Source organism: Streptomyces sp. NPDC043870 (genome assembly GCF_056435785.1).
On record NZ_JBWKDT010000009.1, the window covers coordinates 141342 to 158752 of the forward strand.

A 17411-nucleotide genomic window follows, 5' to 3' on the forward strand; every position below is an offset into this window, starting at 1 on the left:
CGCCCGGCACGACCGCTGTCCGTGTCGTACGGGATGCCGCGGACGTCCACCGTCAGGCGCCGGCCGACAGAAGCTCGTCCGCGGGACCGTTCACCGGCTGTGGGGTGCCGGTGAGGTCCATGACGAACAGCGGGACGCCGAGATCGTCGGCGCGGGCCCGGGCGTCCGCCGCGTACCCCGCGAGGGAGAAGAAGACGCTGACCGAGGACGCGCTCAGCCCGTTCAGCCACAGGCATTCGACGGCGCGCAGGGTGGCCGGGCGGGTGGTGGGGTCCACCTGGGCGACCAGACCGGGTCCGCGCAGATCGATCCCGCTGGTGGACCGCTCCTCCGGCTGGACGACCTCATGGAATCCCAGCCAGCGCAGATACAGCGCGGCGGCGGTCACCGCGTCGCGCGCGGTGCGGATCGTGACCGGGTGGAAGGTCGGGCGCGGCACGGAGGTCGTGCGGGGCAGCGGGATGGGCGAGGGCCGGCCCGTCGCGCCGTCGCTCGCCTCCGAGCCGGAGTCCGCGGTGGACGAGGCGGGAGATCCCGGCGCCGGGGTGGGAGACGGTGCGGACGGGGAGGCGGCGCCGGACCCCGGGCCGCCGGATCCGGGTGTGCCTGACCCCGGCCCGCCCGGCACCGGTCCCGCCGCGCCCGAGGCGGCGGAAGCGGCCCGTGGTGACGCTGCCGCCCCCGCGGACGACGTCGGGGCGGCCGTCACCGGCCGGACCGGGACGCGCAGGACCGTGCCGCACGGGCAGCCCAGCTCCGGCTGCGGCCACTGGTCCTGCCGCCCGCACGCCTGACACCGGACGGTGACCCAGTCGTCGGTCCATGTGCGGCGCCGTATCGGCTCACAGGGGGCGCCCCGGAGCAGTGGCGGGGCGAGCGGCGCCCCGCAGGCGCACGGATAGACGGGCGACGCGAACGTGTGCGTACGGCGGCAGACCGGGCAGCGCACCGGTACGTGATCTCCCATGGCTGTCCCCCTTCGGCGCTGTCGGCCACGCCTCGTGGTCCATCGTCCACCAACCGAGACGCCTTGGGGAGGGACTTCGGCCATCGCTGCCAGGCCCCTCCCTTGACGCCGTCCGGGAGGCGGCCTAAATTGATTCCGGATAGTAGAAACACACTTCCGCATCGCGGAAAAGCACGGAACAAGCTCGGAATCGACGCTCTCAGGTGGCGCGACAGAGCCCGATCCGCCAGGCCGAAGCAGGAGCACTCCATGCCCCGTATGACCGCCGCCCGAGCGGCAGTTGAGATCCTCAAGCGCGAAGGCGTCACCAACGCGTTCGGTGTGCCGGGCGCGGCGATCAACCCCTTCTACAAGGCCCTCGAAGAGGGCGGCGGCATCGACCACACCCTCGCCCGCCATGTCGAGGGCGCCTCGCACATGGCCGAGGGCTACACCCGGACCAGCCCCGGGAACATCGGTGTCTGCATCGGTACGTCCGGCCCCGCCGGCACCGACATGATCACCGGCCTCTACTCCGCCATCGGTGACTCGATTCCGATCCTCTGCATCACCGGCCAGGCGCCGACCTCCGTGATCCACAAGGAGGACTTCCAGGCCGTCGACATCGCGTCGATCGCCAAGCCGGTCACCAAGGCCGCCACGACCGTCCTGGAGGCCGCGCAGGTCCCGGGCGTCTTCCAGCAGGCCTTCCACCTGATGCGCTCCGGGCGCCCCGGCCCGGTCCTCATCGACCTGCCGATCGACGTCCAGCTCACCGAGATCGAGTTCGACCCGGAGACGTACGAGCCGCTGCCGGTCTACAAGCCCGCCGCGACCCGCGCCCAGATCGAGAAGGCGATCTCCTTCCTGCTGGAGTCTGAGCGCCCGCTGATCGTCGCCGGCGGCGGCATCATCAGCGCCGACGCCACCGATCTGCTGGTCGAGTTCGCCGAGATCACCGGCACGCCGGTCATCCCCACCCTGATGGGCTGGGGCACCCTGCCCGACGACCACGAGCTGAACGCCGGCATGGTCGGCGTCCAGACCTCGCACCGCTACGGCAACGCGAACTTCCTGGAGTCCGACTTCGTCCTCGGCATCGGCAACCGCTGGGCCAACCGCCACACCGGCTACAAGCTCGACGTCTACACCAAGGGCCGCAAGTTCGTCCACGTGGACATCGAGCCCACCCAGATCGGCAAGATCTTCGCCCCGGACTACGGCATCGCCTCGGACGCGAAGGCCGCGCTGGAGCTCTTCGTCGAGGTCGCCAAGGAGCTGAAGGCCGCCGGCAAGCTGCCCGACCGCAGCGAGTGGATCGCCTCCACGCAGGAGCGCAAGGCCACCCTGCAGCGCCGTACGCACTTCGACAACGTGCCGCTCAAGCCGCAGCGCGTGTACGAGGAGATGAACAAGGCCTTCGGCCCGGAGACGCGCTACGTCACCACCATCGGCCTCTCCCAGATCGCCGGCGCCCAGATGCTGCATGTCTACAAGCCGCGCCACTGGATCAACTGCGGCCAGGCGGGCCCGCTCGGCTGGACCATCCCGGCCGCGCTCGGTGTCGCCACCGCCGACCCGGAGGCCCAGGTCGTCGCGCTCTCCGGCGACTACGACTTCCAGTTCATGATCGAGGAGCTGGCGGTCGGCGCCCAGCACCGCATCCCGTACGTCCACGTCCTCGTGAACAACTCCTACCTGGGCCTGATCCGTCAGGCGCAGATGGGCCTGGACATCAACTTCCAGGTCAACCTGGAGTTCGAGAACATCAACGCGCCGGAGCTCGGCGTCTACGGCGTCGACCACGTCAAGGTCGCCGAGGGCCTGGGCTGCAAGGCCATCCGCGTCACCGAGCCGGACCAGCTGCTGCCCGCCTTCGAGGAGGCGAAGAAGCTCGCCGCCGAGTACCGGGTGCCGGTCGTCGTCGAGGCGATCCTGGAGCGGATCACCAACATCTCGATGAGCCGCACCATGGACATCAGCGACATCTCCGAGTTCGAGGAGCTCGCGACCGAGCCGGGCCACGCACCCACGGCCGTCAAGGCGCTCAAGGTCTGACGGCAAGGCTGCGGAAGCGACGGCCCCGCCCGGCGACTGCCGGGCGGGGCCGCTTCGTGTGCCGGGTCCACCGCCACGTCAGCCCTGGCAGATCCCCCGGGCGTAGTCGAAGGTGGCGGTCGCCTGCGCGTACTTCCACTGCGGGGCCAGCAGCTCGGCGGAGAGCTGTCCTGCAGCCTCCGGGCTCTCCACGATGTAGCCGAAGTCCTGCAGCCAGGCGGGGTAGAGGTTCTTCGATCCGATGTAGAAGGCCGATCCGTCCACCGAAACCAGCTTGTGGTGCTGCGCGTACGGCTTGCCGTCGGCCCAGGCGGCGGCGTCGGAGTGACGACCGGCGGCCAGCTGCAGGCTGCTGCACATCGCCGCCGTCGCCTGCTGCCCGCCACCGGTGATCAGAGCGAGGCGGCTCCGCAGCACATCGCGGATCTCGTTCAGCGACTTGATCTGCGAGTAGCCGCCGCTGCCGACCGCACCGCGGTTGGCGGGATCGCTGACCACGATGCGGACCTTCACACCGGCAGCCAGCTTCGCCGCGAGGGCGTCGTACAGGCGGATGTCGTACCGCGGCAGCGGAGGACATGTGGCGTTGAGGTCCTGCTGGGAGATCTCGATGTGGCTGCTCGCGCTGTCGATCAGCGCCCGCAGGGCACTCTCCTCCGGATTGACCGTGTCGTAGTCGCGGTCGGCGTTGGTGCGGTCGGGCAGGCCGACGACGCACTTGGTGTCGGACGCGGTCGGCAGCGCCGGCCGGAACGCCGACAGCGGGTCGGAGTCCCTGATTCCGACACCGAGGCCGCCGACGGCGATCACCGGGACCGTTCCGGTCGCGGGGGCCTGCGCGGGGTTGGAGTCCTTCTCCATCGCCGGCATGCAGTCCGCGCCGGGGGACGAGGCGAACCAGACCTTGGCGAAATTGCCCTTGTTCCGGCACGTCCAGGCCCAGAGTTCGTCCAGGTACCTGCCGGCGGATCCCGCGGCGGGACCGGTGAGCGCGAGGTCGACGTCGGACACCGGGTGAGTGGTGTCGATGTAGTCGTTCTTCCAGCTGTTGATGCCGCCGGTGATCACCGACTGGCCGTCCACCACAAGGAGCTTCGAGTGGTTCCACGAGAACGCGGTCTTGGAGGTCGTCATCGACGCGACGTTCAGGGTGATGCCGTCGGCGGCCTTGCCCAGTTCGGACCGCAGCTCGTCGCGGTACTTCGACGGAACCACGTTCATGTGGTAGATCGGCGCGGCCCCGACGAGAACGCGCACCTTGAGCTTGTTGCCGGCCCCGGCCGAGCTCTTGAGGCCCGCGACGATCGCATCCTGGAACGCCCCGTCCGGAAACGGCGCCAGGGTGGATATGTCGACCGTACGCGTTGCCTTCGAGATGTTCTCGGTCATCTTCGCCAGCAGCCGCTCGGTACCGGAACGCCCGGCACAGGTGGCGTCGCCCCAGCAGCCGGGGGTCTGCAGCAGCCAGTCCGAGGAGTTGCCCGAGGAACCCTCCAGCTTGTTACCGCTCGTGCGCTCCCACACATGGCCTTCGAGTCCTGGTGACACCTGCCGCAGGGTCCGCTCGACGGCGTCGAGGTGCGGCGTGGACGACTCGGCGAGCGCCGGGGTGGCGGGCAGTACGGAGGCGGCGAGGGCGAAGACCGCAGCGGTCCCCGCGAGGCGGGATAAACGGTTGAGCCGGAAGCGGGTCAATTCGGCATCCTTCACGAGTGGTCAGGGTGTTCCTGGCGTGCTGATCAGGCGCGGCACGGCAGGGCAGCGCGCAGTGGTCCACAGGCCGGCGGGGCCACGGTGGATGATCAACTCGATGAAGTTACCAGGCAGTCGGAAAGCGGTGCGCACCGCGGAGCCGTCACTCGAGCCGTGCTGTTTCCGAGCCGTACGAGGTCGCCGTCCCCTGCGCACGTGCGGCCATCCGCGCCCTCGGCCGTTGCCGTCACCAGCACGGGTGGATCGGTCGGCGTGGCGCACGGAGTCACTCGACGACGCCCGAGAAGCAGGCGGTGCAGCCGGCGAGGGCGATCACCAAGCTCGCGGCCGGAGAGGAAGTGCGTTGAGAGCGTTGGCCGTTGTCCCTTTCTGACGGGGACAGGTCCAGGGCCTGTCCGGTGGATCGGGCTCAGGGGAGGCGGTTCGCTCACGCGCGGGCGCGGGCGCGGGCGGCGAGCAGGGTGGCCAGGGCGCACGGCGCAGGCCCCTGCCGACGGCCGCGACGACCATGGCCGGTGCGGCGGTGCGGCGGTGCGGCGGTGCGGCGGTGCGGCGGTGCGGCGGTGAGCTCGGGCATCGCGGGAAGCGTTCGGGCGGCCGCGATCGCGACCGCCGCCGCCGGCATCGGTGCACCGGCCGCGACCACGCGCCGGGTGGGGGCAGCGCTCCCGCAGGGATGTCGCGGGAATTGCCGCTCAGGCGGACTCTTCGAGCAACGCGCCCGGGGCTGGTCTCGACCCGTCCGGGCCCCCGACGCTCGGCGGCGGGACGGCCGGCATCACCCTGCGGTTCCACCGCGGCCTGCTTCCGCCCTGACCGTCCTGTGATCGGCACCTCAAAGCGATAGAAATTACCTATGCGCGGAGTTTTGGGTCAAATCAGGCGGAAATTGTTTAATTCGCCTAGTGGTATTCATGTGCCCGGCCGACAGCCCCATCGCCCCGGACACGGCCGTCAAGAGCACCACGACCAGGAACAGGACCAGCCGCAGCGTCGCGGAACGGCGGGGCGTGTGGTGCGGCGCCTGCGTTCCCTGCTGAGTGTGCGCAGCCTCGCGGGCCAGGTGTTCCTCCTGCAACTGGCGGTCGTCGTGCTGGTCGTCGCCGCCGCGCTGGTGGCTCTCGTCGTGCAGGCGAGGCGCGACAGCATGGCGGATGCCCGGCACCGGACTCTCACCGCGGCCCAGAGCTTCGCGAACTCACCGGGACTCCTGACGGCATTGGACAGTCCCGACCCGACCGCAATGCTGCAGCCGAGCGCCGAGGCGGTCCGCAAAGCCGCCGGCGTCGATGCCGTCATCGTGTACAGGCCGGACGGCATCACCCTCACCCACAGTGACCCGAAACAGATCGGGAAATACGTCATCGGCCCCTACGCCGAGGCGGCGTCCGGAAAGGCGTTCACCAAAACCTTCCAGGGGGCCCTGGGGCTCTCCGTGATCTCGGCGGTCCCCGTCAAGGACGCCGGCGGCTCGGTCGTGGCCATCGTCTCCGCCGTGGTCACGGTGGGGAAGGTGCAGGACAGGGTGAACCAGCAGCTCCCCGTCCTGGTCGGGGTCGTGGCCGGGGCGCTCGCCCTGGCCGCGGCCGGGTCGGCACTGGTGAGCCGGCGGTTGCAGCGGCAGACCCACGGTCTGGGCCCGGCCGAGATGACCCGGATGTACGAGCACCACGACGCGGTCCTGCACGCGGTGCGGGAGGGAGTGCTGATCATCGGGGGTGACGGCCGGCTGCTGCTGGCCAATGACGAGGCCCGGCGGTTGCTGAACCTTCCGGCGGACGCGGAGCACCGTCATGTCACCGCTCTGGGGCTGGAGGCGGACCTCGCCGAGCTGCTGACGTCCGAGCGACCGGCCAGCGATGAGGTGCACCTGGCAGCCGACCGGCTGCTTGCCGTCAACAAGCGGTTCACCGCCTCCCGTGGGCCGGCCAGCAGTGTGGTGACGCTGCGCGACACCACTGAGCTGCAGGCTCTCGCCGGCCGGGCCGAGACGGCCCGCGAACGGTTGCAGCTGCTCTACGACGCCGGGGTGCGGATCGGGACCACCCTGGATGTCACACGCACCGCCGAGGAACTCGCGGAGGTCGCGGTCCCCCGGTTCGCCGACATCGTCACCGTCGAGCTCCTGGACCCGGTGCTGCGCGGCGAGGAGCCGTCCGGTGTGAGCACCGTGATGCGCCGCACCGCCGTCGTCGGCCTGGAGGGGGACCATCCCCTCTACCCGGTCGGCGAGTCGATCCGGTTCGTCGCCTCCCACCCCATGGCCGCAGGCGCGGCCGACGGCCGAGCGGTACTGGTGGGAGACCTGAGCACCTCCGAAGGCTGGCGGGCCCAGGACCCCCCACGCGCCCGGAGAGTCCTGGACCACGGCATCCACTCCCTGATCGTGGTCCCGCTGCGGGCCCGGGGGGTGGTGCTCGGAGCGGCGCACTACTGGCGGGCGGACGCCTCCCCGCCGTTCGAGGAGGAGGACGTGTCCTTCGCCGAGGAGCTGGGCGCCCGGGCAGCGGTGTGCATCGACAATGCCCGCCGCTACACCCGCGAGCACACCATGGCCGTCACCCTGCAGCGCAGCCTGCTGCCGCGCGGACTGCCCGAGCAGACAGCCCTCGAGGTGGCCTATCGCTACCTGCCGGCCCAGGCCGGGGTGGGCGGGGACTGGTTCGACGTCATCCCGCTGTCCGGTGCCCGGGTGGCCCTGGTGGTCGGCGATGTCGTCGGCCACGGCCTGCACGCGGCGGCCACCATGGGCCGGCTGCGCACCGCCGTTCACAACTTCTCCGTCCTGGACATGCCTCCGGAGGAACTGCTGGGCCGTCTGGACGATCTGGTGAGCCAGATCGACACCGGCGAGGACGTCGCCGAGGGGGACGGGCAGGGGATCAGCGGGGCCACCTGTCTGTACGCCGTCTACGATCCCGCATCCGGGCAGATGGCGGTCGCCACCGCCGGCCATCCGGGGCCGGCGGTGGTCCACCCCGAGGGCACCGTGGCCTTCCCCCCGCTGCCGATCTCCCCGCCGCTGGGCCTGGGAGCCGGCCTGCCCAGTGAGAGCGCCGAACTGATCGTGCCCGAGGGTTCCCGGCTGGTGCTCTACACCGACGGACTGATCGAGGACCGCGACCGGGACCTGGACGCCGGCCTGGCGTCCCTCAGCGACACCCTGGCAGGGCCCGACCGCACCCCGGAGGCCACCTGCGCCGCGGTGATCGAAGCCATGATGCCCGCTCAGCCCAGAGACGACATCGCGCTGCTGGTGGCCCGCACGCGCCGGCTCGACCCCGCGCAGGTCGCCGAGTGGCACGTGCTGCGTGACCCGGCGGCGGTGGCTCCGGTCCGCACCGCCTGCGTCCGCCGGCTCGCGGAGTGGGGGCTGGAGGAGATCGCGTTCGCCGCCGAACTCGTCCTCAGCGAGCTGATCACCAACGCCATCCGCTACGGCTCCGAGCCCATCACCCTCCGGCTGCTCCGCGACCGCGCGCTGATCTGCGAGGTCTCCGACGGTAGCAGCACCTCGCCCCGCCTGCGGCGGGCCAAGGTCACCGATGAGGGCGGCCGCGGACTCTTCCTGGTCGCCCAGTTCGCCGAACGCTGGGGCACCCGCTACACCCCCACGGGCAAGGTCATCTGGGCCGAACTGTCCCTCCGTGACGGAACCACCCCGTCGGCGGAGAGCCTCGGCGAGATCCTGATCGACCATTGGGACGACACGGCATGGTGAGGGTGATCCCCGCAGTCGCCGCACGACCGGCCTCCTGGGGCGCCCTGCGGGCCCGGCCACGGCTTCCGGCCGGCGATCGTTTTCCTGGTCACAGCGGGTGGTACACCGCTCCCGGAAGGTGATCGCCCGGCATCCGGCCGTCGAGTCGGCCGGGTACCCTGGCCTCGATGACCGGTTCGTCGCCCCCGTACTCGTGACAACCGCTCGTTCCTGAGCCCCCGGAGTCATCGTGCCTGCAGCCCGTGCCCGAACAGCGGCCGCCTGCGCCTGCCTCACCCTCGCGGTCCTGAGCGCATGCGGTGAGACACCGGCCCCCGCCCCCGAGAAGCCGTCGGTTGCCACCTCCGCCGAGAACATGGGCGGCATGGATGCGCTGATCGCCGCGGCGAAGGCCGAGGGCACGCTCAACGCCATCGCGATTCCGCGTGACTGGGCCAACTACGGCGGCCTGATCGACGGATTCGAGAAGAAGTACGGAATCAAGGTCACGGTCGACGATCCGCAGGGCTCGAGCCAGGACGAGATCGACGCCATGAAGAAGACCAGGGGCCGGGCCAACGCGCCCGACGTGGTCGACGTAGGGGATACGTTCGCGCGGGCAGCGGCCCGGCAGAACCTGCTGGCGCCGTACAACGTCGCCGCGTTCGACTCGATCCCGGACAACCAGAAAGCCCCAGGGGCCCGCTGGTACAACAACTACGGCGGCTACATCTCCATCGGCTGCGACGCCAATCGGGTCAAGCCCTGCCCCCGGACCTTCGCCGATCTGCTGAAACCCGAGTACAAGGGCAAGGTCTCGCTCGACGGCAACCCCACACGGTCCAGTACCGCCTTCGCCGGCGTGTACGCGGCCGCCCTGGCGAACAACGGGTCGTTCGACGACATCCGGCCCGGTCTCGACTTCTTCGCCGAGCTCAGCAAGAAGGGCAACTTCAACCCCGTCGAGTCCACCTCGGCCGCGGTCGAGAGCGGCAGAACGCCCATCAGCATCGACTGGGACTATGTCAACCTCGACTACGCCGACCGGTTCCGCAGCAAAGGCGTGGACTGGCAGGTCGCGATCCCCTTCGACGGCAGCTTCGCCCAGTACTACGCGCTGGCCGTCAACAAGCACGCCCCGCACCCGGCGGCTGCCCGCCTGTGGCAGGAGTACCTCTTCAGCGTCGAGGGCCAGAACCTCCGGCTCGACGGCTATGCCCGCCCGGTCCTGATGGACGTGATGGCCGAGAACGGCACGCTCGACACAGCCGCCGCCGCGAAGCTGCCGACGGTCGAGGGGACGCCGCAGTTCCCCACGGATGAGCAGACGGAGCGGGCGAGGGAGACGGTCGCCCGGGGCTGGGCGAAGGCCGTCTCCGGCTGACACGCCCACCTGCGCTGGGCACGGCAGGGTTCAGGTGTCGATCTCGCCGCCCCAGGCGAACTCCAGGAGCGCCTTGGGCAGGTACTCGGACTCGACGTCGATGGGGAAGCCGGCGTCGCGGGCGAGGCAGGCGACGGCGAGCGGGCCGAGGGCGACGAGACCGTCAGTGCTCATGGCCCGGTCCTCGGTCGCGGTCCAGTACTCCTTGTGCCACCGCAGCGCGTCGGCGAGCGCGATGGTGAATTCCTCGTGGTCTCGCCGGAGATAGCGGTAGAAGAGGATGACCGGCGGATGAAGGATCTTCGACATCAGCTCCGTGTCGGCGTACCGGGCCGCCTCCGGGCTGGTGCCGTCGACCGCGGCGACCAGCTTGTCGCCCACGTCCTGCCGGCCGAGCCGGAAACTCTGCAGGGTCTCCACCCAGGAGTAGATGTACTCGTCGAAGACCGCCCCGGACTCACGCAGCAGGGGGACGGGCACCTGGGCCAGCTTCTTGAGGCGCTCGTTCTCGCGGCAGACCATGGCCAGGAAGAAGGAGGTGGCCCAGGTTCCGGGGTTCAGGTGGGACCGAGGGCCGGTCGCGGGCAGAGCCCTGTCCCGGCCCTCGATCCGGACGGTCACCGTGCTGCCCGCGCCCGCAGTGACCGCGGAGAACAACGCGGATCCGGTCTGCATGGCCGTGACCCAGGCTTCCCAGGTCTCGAACTTCGTCGCCTCCGGATCCTTCGCGCAGTGCGCCTTCGCGCGAGTCAGCGTGGTGCTCAGCACCTGGGCACGCACGGTGTCCGAGCCCTCGAGCTCGCCGAGCATCCACGTGACGGCCTCATCGAGGGCCTTGAGGGCTTCGGGTACGTCGTCCGTGGAATATCCATGGCGGGGAACTGTCGTGGCCACCGGCCGTCTCCTTAATCGATCTTGAAGTGTTCCAGCACGGCCCCGGCGTAGGTGCCCGTGTTCTCACTGGCCTTGACCATGACGTACTGGACTTTCTTCTTGTTCAGCGCCCGGAGCAGGTCGGTCGCGATGGTGATGTCCTTCGAGGAGCGTCCCATCATCTCGGCGATGATCGTCTGGATGTACTGCTTGGTGCCCTGCTTGACCATCATGCCCTCTGCGTCTCCGGCGCCTTTGCGCCACTGGAGATCGCTCTTCGGGGCCTTCGCCTCGACGATGAGGTAGCTGCCGTCGTCGAGCTTGTACAACTGGTCGAACATGTTGGCGCCGTTGGGCGTCTTCGGGAACTTGATCGGCTTGGCGCCCGGGAACTTCTCAGGGACGACGTGGTACGTGGCCGCGTCCTCGCCGAGCCGCTCGGACACCGAGCTGTTGTTGGGCCGGTCGCCGAGCCGCTTGTGGTACGCCTTCTGCGCGTCCTCCAGGGCACGCCGCGTCTTGGTGGTCAGGTCCTTCTCGTATGCACGCTCCGCGTTGCCGAGGTCCACGCCCACTCTGCGGTTCATCGCCGAAGTGTCGAGGCGCGTGATGTTCTTGTGCGGTGCCGAGTTGCGGTCGAGGTACGTCGGGTTGAACCGGATCTCGGAGGGTCCGGCCGGCAGAGAGTCCCTGGAGGTCCAGTTGCCGTTGCCGTCCTTGGCCAGCACGGGCAGCAAGACGCCGTTCTCCAAGGCCTTGGCGTCGTTGCGGTGCCCGTCGACGCGGTAGTTCTTCTTGAACCACGCCGGATCGTTGTTGGCCTTCCAGATCTGCTCGTCGACGAGCTGCTTCCGCCCTTCCGCGGTGGCCTCGGACTGCTCTTCCGCGGGCGGCTGGGCCCGCAGCGCGGCGCAGGTGAACACATGCGCCGCGGGTGTCGGCGCGCCGGCTGGCCCAGGAAGATGGTTGGTGATCACGACCCGGTCGACCAGCGGTTTGCCGGCGGGCGCGCAGTGCCGCTCCAGGTCGAGTTTGCGCAGCTCCTTCAGCAGGTCGGCCCGGGACATACCGGCCAGGGGGGTGGTCGCGTTCGGTTCGATGTTGATCCGCGCGACCTTGTCGAAGCCGGGCGGGGCGCTCCCACCGGTCTCCCCCTTGAACTCCTTCACCACCTCCTTGAACGCGTCCCCGACCGCGTCCGTACCGCCGGTGACGGTCCTCTCCCGGAAGGCCTGCCGTGTCGTCAGATCCAGGATGTCGGCCTTGTAGCCCTCTGGCGCGCCGGCAGGGCGGTACGTGATGCCCCACGTGACCTTGTGACCGGCTCGCGCGAGGTCGGCTGCGTGCTGTAGCACCCTGACGTCCTGAGGAGAGGAGAGCCGAGCGGTGTTCTCCCTCATCTCGCTGAAGTTGACCAGGGGGTCCGTGACCGTCAAGTTGTCGGTCATGACGACCAGTTCATGGAACGGCACGAACGCCCGTTGCCTGATCACGTTGGCGATCGTGCTCGTGACGTTGTTGATCCGGTCGACCCGCCGCCCATGGGGGGTGTTCGGATCGATGTCGGGGGTCATGGCGTCCAGCGTCTGCAGGATGGCCTTGCCATTGGATTGTTCGCTGATGACCGACTTGTTGAGGTTGAATCCCCGGCCGGCGAGCCGAGTGACGAGCGCCGGATCGTTCCCCATGACGGCGGGGTTGTAGAGGACCGCCGTCCACGTCACGGGCATCACCGTGTTGGGCGGTGCCGTGTTGGTCGCTGTCGCGGTGTAGGGCACGCTCGCTCCGCGGGGCACCGAGACGGTGGTATTCAGTGCCGACTGACCCGCGACGGTCACCATCAACGTGCCGTTGGCCGTACCCGGGCCCGCATTGGTGACCGTCACCATGGCCGAGCACATCGGCGTGCTGCAGGAGTTCGACGACATGCTGCGGAGATGCACGGACACATCCGGCTGAACCGTGATGCGCTCGTCGAGCTGCGCCGGCTTCGCCTGCGTCTCACCGAGCCGCTCCACGGCCGCGGCCGTGCTCTGCACCTGCGAATCGCTGGCCTCGCTGACGGCGGACGACAGGCCGGTGGGCGGCGCGGCGTCACCCGATCCCGTGTTCACAGCCCGCGCGACGCCGCGTGGTTCGCTGTAGTGGATCGAGGTGAGTACACCCGGGGTGCCCCGTGACGGCGACGGTGACGGTGACGGTGACGGTGTGGCGCGGTGGCCGGACGAGCCGGATACCGGAAGGCCGATCGACAGCAGCCTGTGCGGGGACGCGGCGGCCACCAGGATCCGTTGCGTACCGTTGGTCAGCACCCGTGCCGGATGACCGCTCACCGATGCGGTTCCGGCTTGCGTCCAACTCACGGCGCCTGTGTCAAAGACCGCTCCGGCCAGCGCGGCAGGAGTGAGCCGCGATGCCGGAACCAGGCCGGTCACGCTTTGCGGAGGATTCGCTATCCAGGTGTTGGCCAGCGAGTCTGCGCTGCTCGGCTTGTCCCCGAGCCACCACTGCCTGTTGCCACGCATCAGCGTTCGGCCCGGACTGACGGCTATCTGCGCCATTGCGCCGAAGTCACGGCTCAGCGTGCCGTACGCCGTGCCGTCGCTTGCCACCGTCATGCGGACACGGGTGATCACGCCATCGCCGTCCACGGCAGCGCCGGCATAGTTGACGCCGTGCCAGGCGCGCAGGCTCTGTGCCGCCACTGACGCCATTTGTCCAGGCGACTGGTGTCGCGGCCAGACGAGGAATGTCGTCAACCCGGCAACAAGTGCCACGACCAGCGCGAGTACGCTCCAGCGCCGACGCCGGGAGCTCATCACCCGTACGCGGCTCCGCCAGGCTTTCTGACGACGAGGCCGTGGCTGCCCGCAGGACACAGCCGGCGCTGCGGCGCCCTCCCCATGGTGTGCCGCCCGGTCCACGGCGCCGGCCGGGCGGCTCAGCCACTCTTCCGGCCGGCCGGAGCCGGACCCGCTCGACGCCATCAGTCGGCCCGTACGAAGCTGAGCAGCACACCGGTGCCGAGCCACGGCTCGATTCCACAGCACTTCCAGCCCGCGCCCTCAACGGCTCGGATCGCTTCATCGACCCCGCGGTCCGCCCGCCTCACGGCCCGTTTCCCGTACACCGGCCGGTTGAGGTAGAGCTGCACCGTGTGCGTCATCTCCCCCGCTTCCCGCGCCCTGCGGGCTTCTCGGGCCAGGCTCCACAGGTGGCGCCGCTTCATGCTCGTCATCTGATACCTCCGTGTCGTCTCCGCGGGCCGGACCCGTACCAGGTCCTCCCACTCGGCGTGATCGGCGACCGCGCACACCGCCGCGCTCCGGCTGGGCAGGTCGGTGGCGACCAGGACCTGACAGCCGTCGTGCCGCCGCGCCCAGGCGCTCCAGGCGCCCGCGCCGCCTTCCACCCGGCCGACCACCGGGCCGCCGGCAACGCAGATCCGGCAGCCGCCGTCGTCCAGGCCGTACAGAACGAGGCCGCAGCGACCCAGGAGCAGCGCAACCTCAGGGGTCATGTCGCCTCCCGCGGGTCGGGCGCGCGCGGCGCCGGGTTGCAGGCGACGGCGCCGTGCCGCCCCCCGTACGGCACCGCGACCGCCGCGGGTCCTGCGCTGACTTGCCAACTGTGGTGCCCGCCGCTGCAATAGCGATGAAGTTCTGATGATCCGTGATGACCCAGGGGAGGGGCCCGGATGGAAACGGGGGCGCCGGAGGACCTGCACATCGCATTACTCGGCCCCGTGCAGGCATGGCGGGGCGACCAGGAAGCGGCAATCGGCCCGGCCCGCCGGCAGGCGGTGCTGGCGGCACTGGTGCTGCGCGGCGGCCGGCTGGTCAGCCACGAGCAACTGATCGACGGAGTGTGGGGCGACCAGCCGCCGCCGACGGGCCGGCGCGTCCTGCCGAGTTACGCATACGCGCTGCGGCGGGCCCTCGACGTGCCGGGTGCGGGGCAGGACAGATCGGTGATCCGTGTCGGGCCGGGCGGCTACCGGTTTGCCGCACCGGTCCGCCTCGACACAGCACGCCTCACCGAACTCTCCGCGGGGACGGGCCGGCTGCTGGCCGCCGGTGACACCTCGGCGGCGCTGGCCGCCGCCGAGCAGGGCCTGCGCCTGTTCCGCGGGGAGCCGCTGGCGGGGCTGCCCGGGCCGTACGCGCTCGGGAAACGGCAGCGGCTGCTGATCGAGCGCCGGTCCTTGCAGCAACAGCGGCTGGAGTGTCTGCTGCAGCTCAGCCGCGGCAGCGAGGTCCTCGCGGACCTGGCCTCCCTGGAGGCCGCCCATCCGCTGGACGAGTCGCTCATGGCGCTGAGGATCCGGGCGCTGTACGGCATGGGCCGGCACGGCGAGGCGCTCGCCGCGTACGAGGGGCTGCGGCGGCGGCTGCGAGACGAGTTGGGGGCCGCACCGTCCGCGGTGCTGCGGGACCTGCACGCGGCAGTGCTCCGTCACGACGACACGGCCGTCCTCCGCGGCTCGGCCACCGCCGACGGCCCTGTCCTCCCCGGCGCGACACCCGCCTCGAAGGCCCCCGCGGCAGTCGCCTCGCCGCGTCCCCGGTCATCCCTTCCGCCGGTGCCGGCACAAACCCGGCCGCTCCGCACGGTGAACGAACTCCCCGGAAACGCAGGCAAGTTGATCGGCCGCGCCGCAGAGGTCGCCGCACTGACCGCGCCCGGCCCCGACGATGCCGTCACCGTCGCGACGGTGGACGGGCCCGCCGGGGTCGGCAAGACATCGCTGCTGGTGCATGCGGCCTGGACGCTCCGCCCCCAGCACCCGGACGGTGTCCTCTTCCTCGATCTGCGCACGCACCACTCACCGGCGGGCGACCGGCCCTTGACGAAGCGACTGCTCCAGCGGCTGCTGCGCACGCTCGGCACGGCCGACGCGGACGTACCCCAGGACCGCGACGATCTGATCGCCGCATGGCGCGACGCCACCAGCGGGCTGCGGCTGCTGCTCGTTCTCGACGACGTCGGAAGCGCCGAGCAGGTGAGGCCGCTGCTGCCTGCCGGTCCGGGCAGCCGCGTGCTGGTGGCGGGACGGCGCAGGCTGACCGGACTGGACACGGACCGGTGCGTGACCCTGGAGCCCCTGCCGGCCACCGACTCGATCGGGCTGCTGCGCCGCCTGATCGGCGAGGCGCGCACCGACGCCGACCCCGAGGGAGTCACCGACCTGGCTCGGCTGTGCGGGGGCCTGCCGCTGGCCCTGCGGATCGCGGGCGCGCGGCTGCAGCACCGGCCGTCGTGGTCGCCGGCCCACCTGGCGGCGCGGATGGCGCGGGACGAGCGGCGACTGGGCGAGCTGAGCGCCGGGGACCGCAGCGTGGAGGCCGCCTTCCACATGTCCTACGAGCAGCTGAGTGAGGCCCGGCAGCGGGCGTTCCGGCTGTTGGGACATGCGCCGACGCCGGAGTTCGACGCGTGGACTCCGGCGGCGATGCTCGGGGTGGGTGTCGACGAGGCGGAGATCGTGCTGGAGGAGCTGTACGACGCAAGCCTGGTGCTGCAGCCGGGCCCGGGCCGGTACCGCCTCCACGACCTCGTGCGGGTCCACGCCCGGAAGCTGGCCGACGCCCGGCCCGAGGAGACGGCGCAGGCCCGCCGGCAGGCACTGGAGCTGTACGTCCAGGTGGGCCGGCTCACCAGTGACGACGGCCGGGCATCGGACGGGGATCCGCAGCGGTTCGACTCCACGCGGGACGCGGCGCGTTGGCTGGACGAGGCGGGGGCGGACCTGGCGGACGTGCCGAGGTACGCGGCGGCGCACGGCGAGGACGTTCTCACGGTGCAGCTGGGTGTGGCGCTGCGGGACTACTTCCTCCACCACGATCGCTACGACGAGGGCCGCACGGCGCTGACGACGGCGCTGCAGGCCGCGGAGCGGACCGGGGACCCTGCGCTGCGGGTCCTGGTGGCGGCGTCGCTCGGGCTGCTGGACTACCAGCAGGGCCGGAACGCGCAGGGTGGCGACTGGTTCCGGAAGGCGCTGGAGTGCGCCCGCGAGAGCGGCGACGAGACGTTGGCGGCGCAGCCTCTGCTCGGTCTGGCCATCCAGGACTTCCTGCCGGGGCGGTACGACACGGTCGCGGCCACCATCGACGAGGTGCTGCCGGTCCTGGAACGGGCCGACGACGAGTGGGGGGTGTCGCTGGCGCTGGCGATGCGGTCGATGAGCCGGTTCATGCGAGGCGACGTACAAGCAGCGTTCGCCGACGCGCGGGCGGCGCTCGCCGCGGCGGAGCGCAACGGCCGCCCGGTACCGATCAGCCAGCGCCTCCTCTCCCTTGCGGACGGGCACGCGGCGCTCGGCGAACGGGCGGAGGCGCGGGCGGTACTGCTGCGTGGTGAGGCACTGCTGCGGGAGGCCGGCGACCCGTTGCTGCTGGCGCTGACCTTGACACGGCTGGGGTCGGTCGCGGAGGACCTCGCGGACGCGGAACGCCACCATCGCCAGGCGCTGGCGCTGCACGCAGGCATCTCGCGGCGTTCGGAGCCGCACCGCACACGGCTCGAGATGGAGATCCGGCGCCGCATGGGTGAGTCGTACGCGGCGGCGGGAGCGCGGGCGCGGGCACGACAGGAGTTCCGTACGGCACTGGCCGTGGAGCGAGCGGCGGAACACCCGGAGCTGCAGGAGAAGTTGCGGGCTTCACTGGCGGAGGTGGACGGGGAGTGAGCCGGCGCCACCGGCGGCCTCGGCGACACGTGCGGCCGACGGCTCT

General features: G+C 70.8%; 10 protein-coding genes. 4 read left to right on the plus strand and 6 right to left on the minus strand.

What is annotated here, in order from left to right; all coding sequences use genetic code 11:
* Nucleotides 1-52: 52 nt before the first annotated feature.
* Nucleotides 53-967, minus strand: a complete 915-nt coding sequence (locus tag AC0699_RS14570; protein WP_478659767.1) for a hypothetical protein — start codon at nt 965-967, stop codon at nt 53-55.
* 249 nt (nt 968-1216) lie between these two features.
* Here AC0699_RS14570 and gcl point away from each other — a divergent pair, with 249 nt between their 5' ends.
* The gene (gene gcl / locus AC0699_RS14575) at nt 1217-3004 is read left to right on the plus strand and encodes a glyoxylate carboligase (RefSeq protein WP_478659769.1); all 1788 of its coding nucleotides are present in this window, start codon (nt 1217-1219) and stop codon (nt 3002-3004) included.
* A gap of 78 nt (nt 3005-3082) precedes the next feature.
* On the opposite strand, the gene AC0699_RS14580 is transcribed toward gcl, so the two are convergent.
* The gene (locus AC0699_RS14580; RefSeq protein ID WP_478659771.1) at nt 3083-4714 is read right to left on the minus strand and encodes a phospholipase D-like domain-containing protein; all 1632 of its coding nucleotides are present in this window, start codon (nt 4712-4714) and stop codon (nt 3083-3085) included.
* Between the two features lie 430 nt (nt 4715-5144).
* Nucleotides 5145-5294: a hypothetical protein gene (locus AC0699_RS14585; protein WP_478659772.1), complete on the minus strand. Its 150-nt coding sequence runs from the start codon at nt 5292-5294 to the stop codon at nt 5145-5147.
* Nucleotides 5295-5759: 465 nt separating this feature from the next.
* On the opposite strand from AC0699_RS14585, the gene AC0699_RS14590 reads away from it, so the two are divergent.
* Nucleotides 5760-8438 carry a SpoIIE family protein phosphatase gene (locus tag AC0699_RS14590; RefSeq protein ID WP_478659774.1) on the plus strand — a complete coding sequence of 893 codons (2679 nt, stop codon included), beginning with the start codon at nt 5760-5762 and terminating at the stop codon, nt 8436-8438.
* A 229-nt stretch (nt 8439-8667) separates the two neighbouring features.
* The gene (locus AC0699_RS14595; RefSeq protein ID WP_478659776.1) at nt 8668-9801 is read left to right on the plus strand and encodes an ABC transporter substrate-binding protein; all 1134 of its coding nucleotides are present in this window, start codon (nt 8668-8670) and stop codon (nt 9799-9801) included.
* A 30-nt stretch (nt 9802-9831) separates the two neighbouring features.
* Here AC0699_RS14595 and AC0699_RS14600 read toward each other — a convergent pair whose 3' ends face one another.
* The 3 genes from AC0699_RS14600 to AC0699_RS14610 form a co-directional block, all read right to left on the minus strand.
* On the minus strand, nt 9832-10611 hold the full coding sequence (locus AC0699_RS14600) for an immunity 49 family protein (protein ID WP_478659778.1): 780 nt from the start codon (nt 10609-10611) through the stop codon (nt 9832-9834).
* A gap of 95 nt (nt 10612-10706) precedes the next feature.
* A complete protein-coding gene (locus tag AC0699_RS14605; RefSeq protein WP_478659780.1) occupies nt 10707-13388 on the minus strand; it encodes a hypothetical protein in 2682 nt (893 codons plus the stop codon).
* Nucleotides 13389-13660: 272 nt separating this feature from the next.
* Complete coding sequence (locus tag AC0699_RS14610; RefSeq protein WP_478659782.1) at nt 13661-14194, minus strand: hypothetical protein; 534 nt, start codon at nt 14192-14194, stop codon at nt 13661-13663.
* A gap of 177 nt (nt 14195-14371) precedes the next feature.
* Between AC0699_RS14610 and AC0699_RS14615 the strand changes: the two genes are divergently transcribed.
* Nucleotides 14372-17365, plus strand: a complete 2994-nt coding sequence (locus AC0699_RS14615; protein WP_478659784.1) for an AfsR/SARP family transcriptional regulator — start codon at nt 14372-14374, stop codon at nt 17363-17365.
* Nucleotides 17366-17411 lie beyond the last annotated feature (46 nt).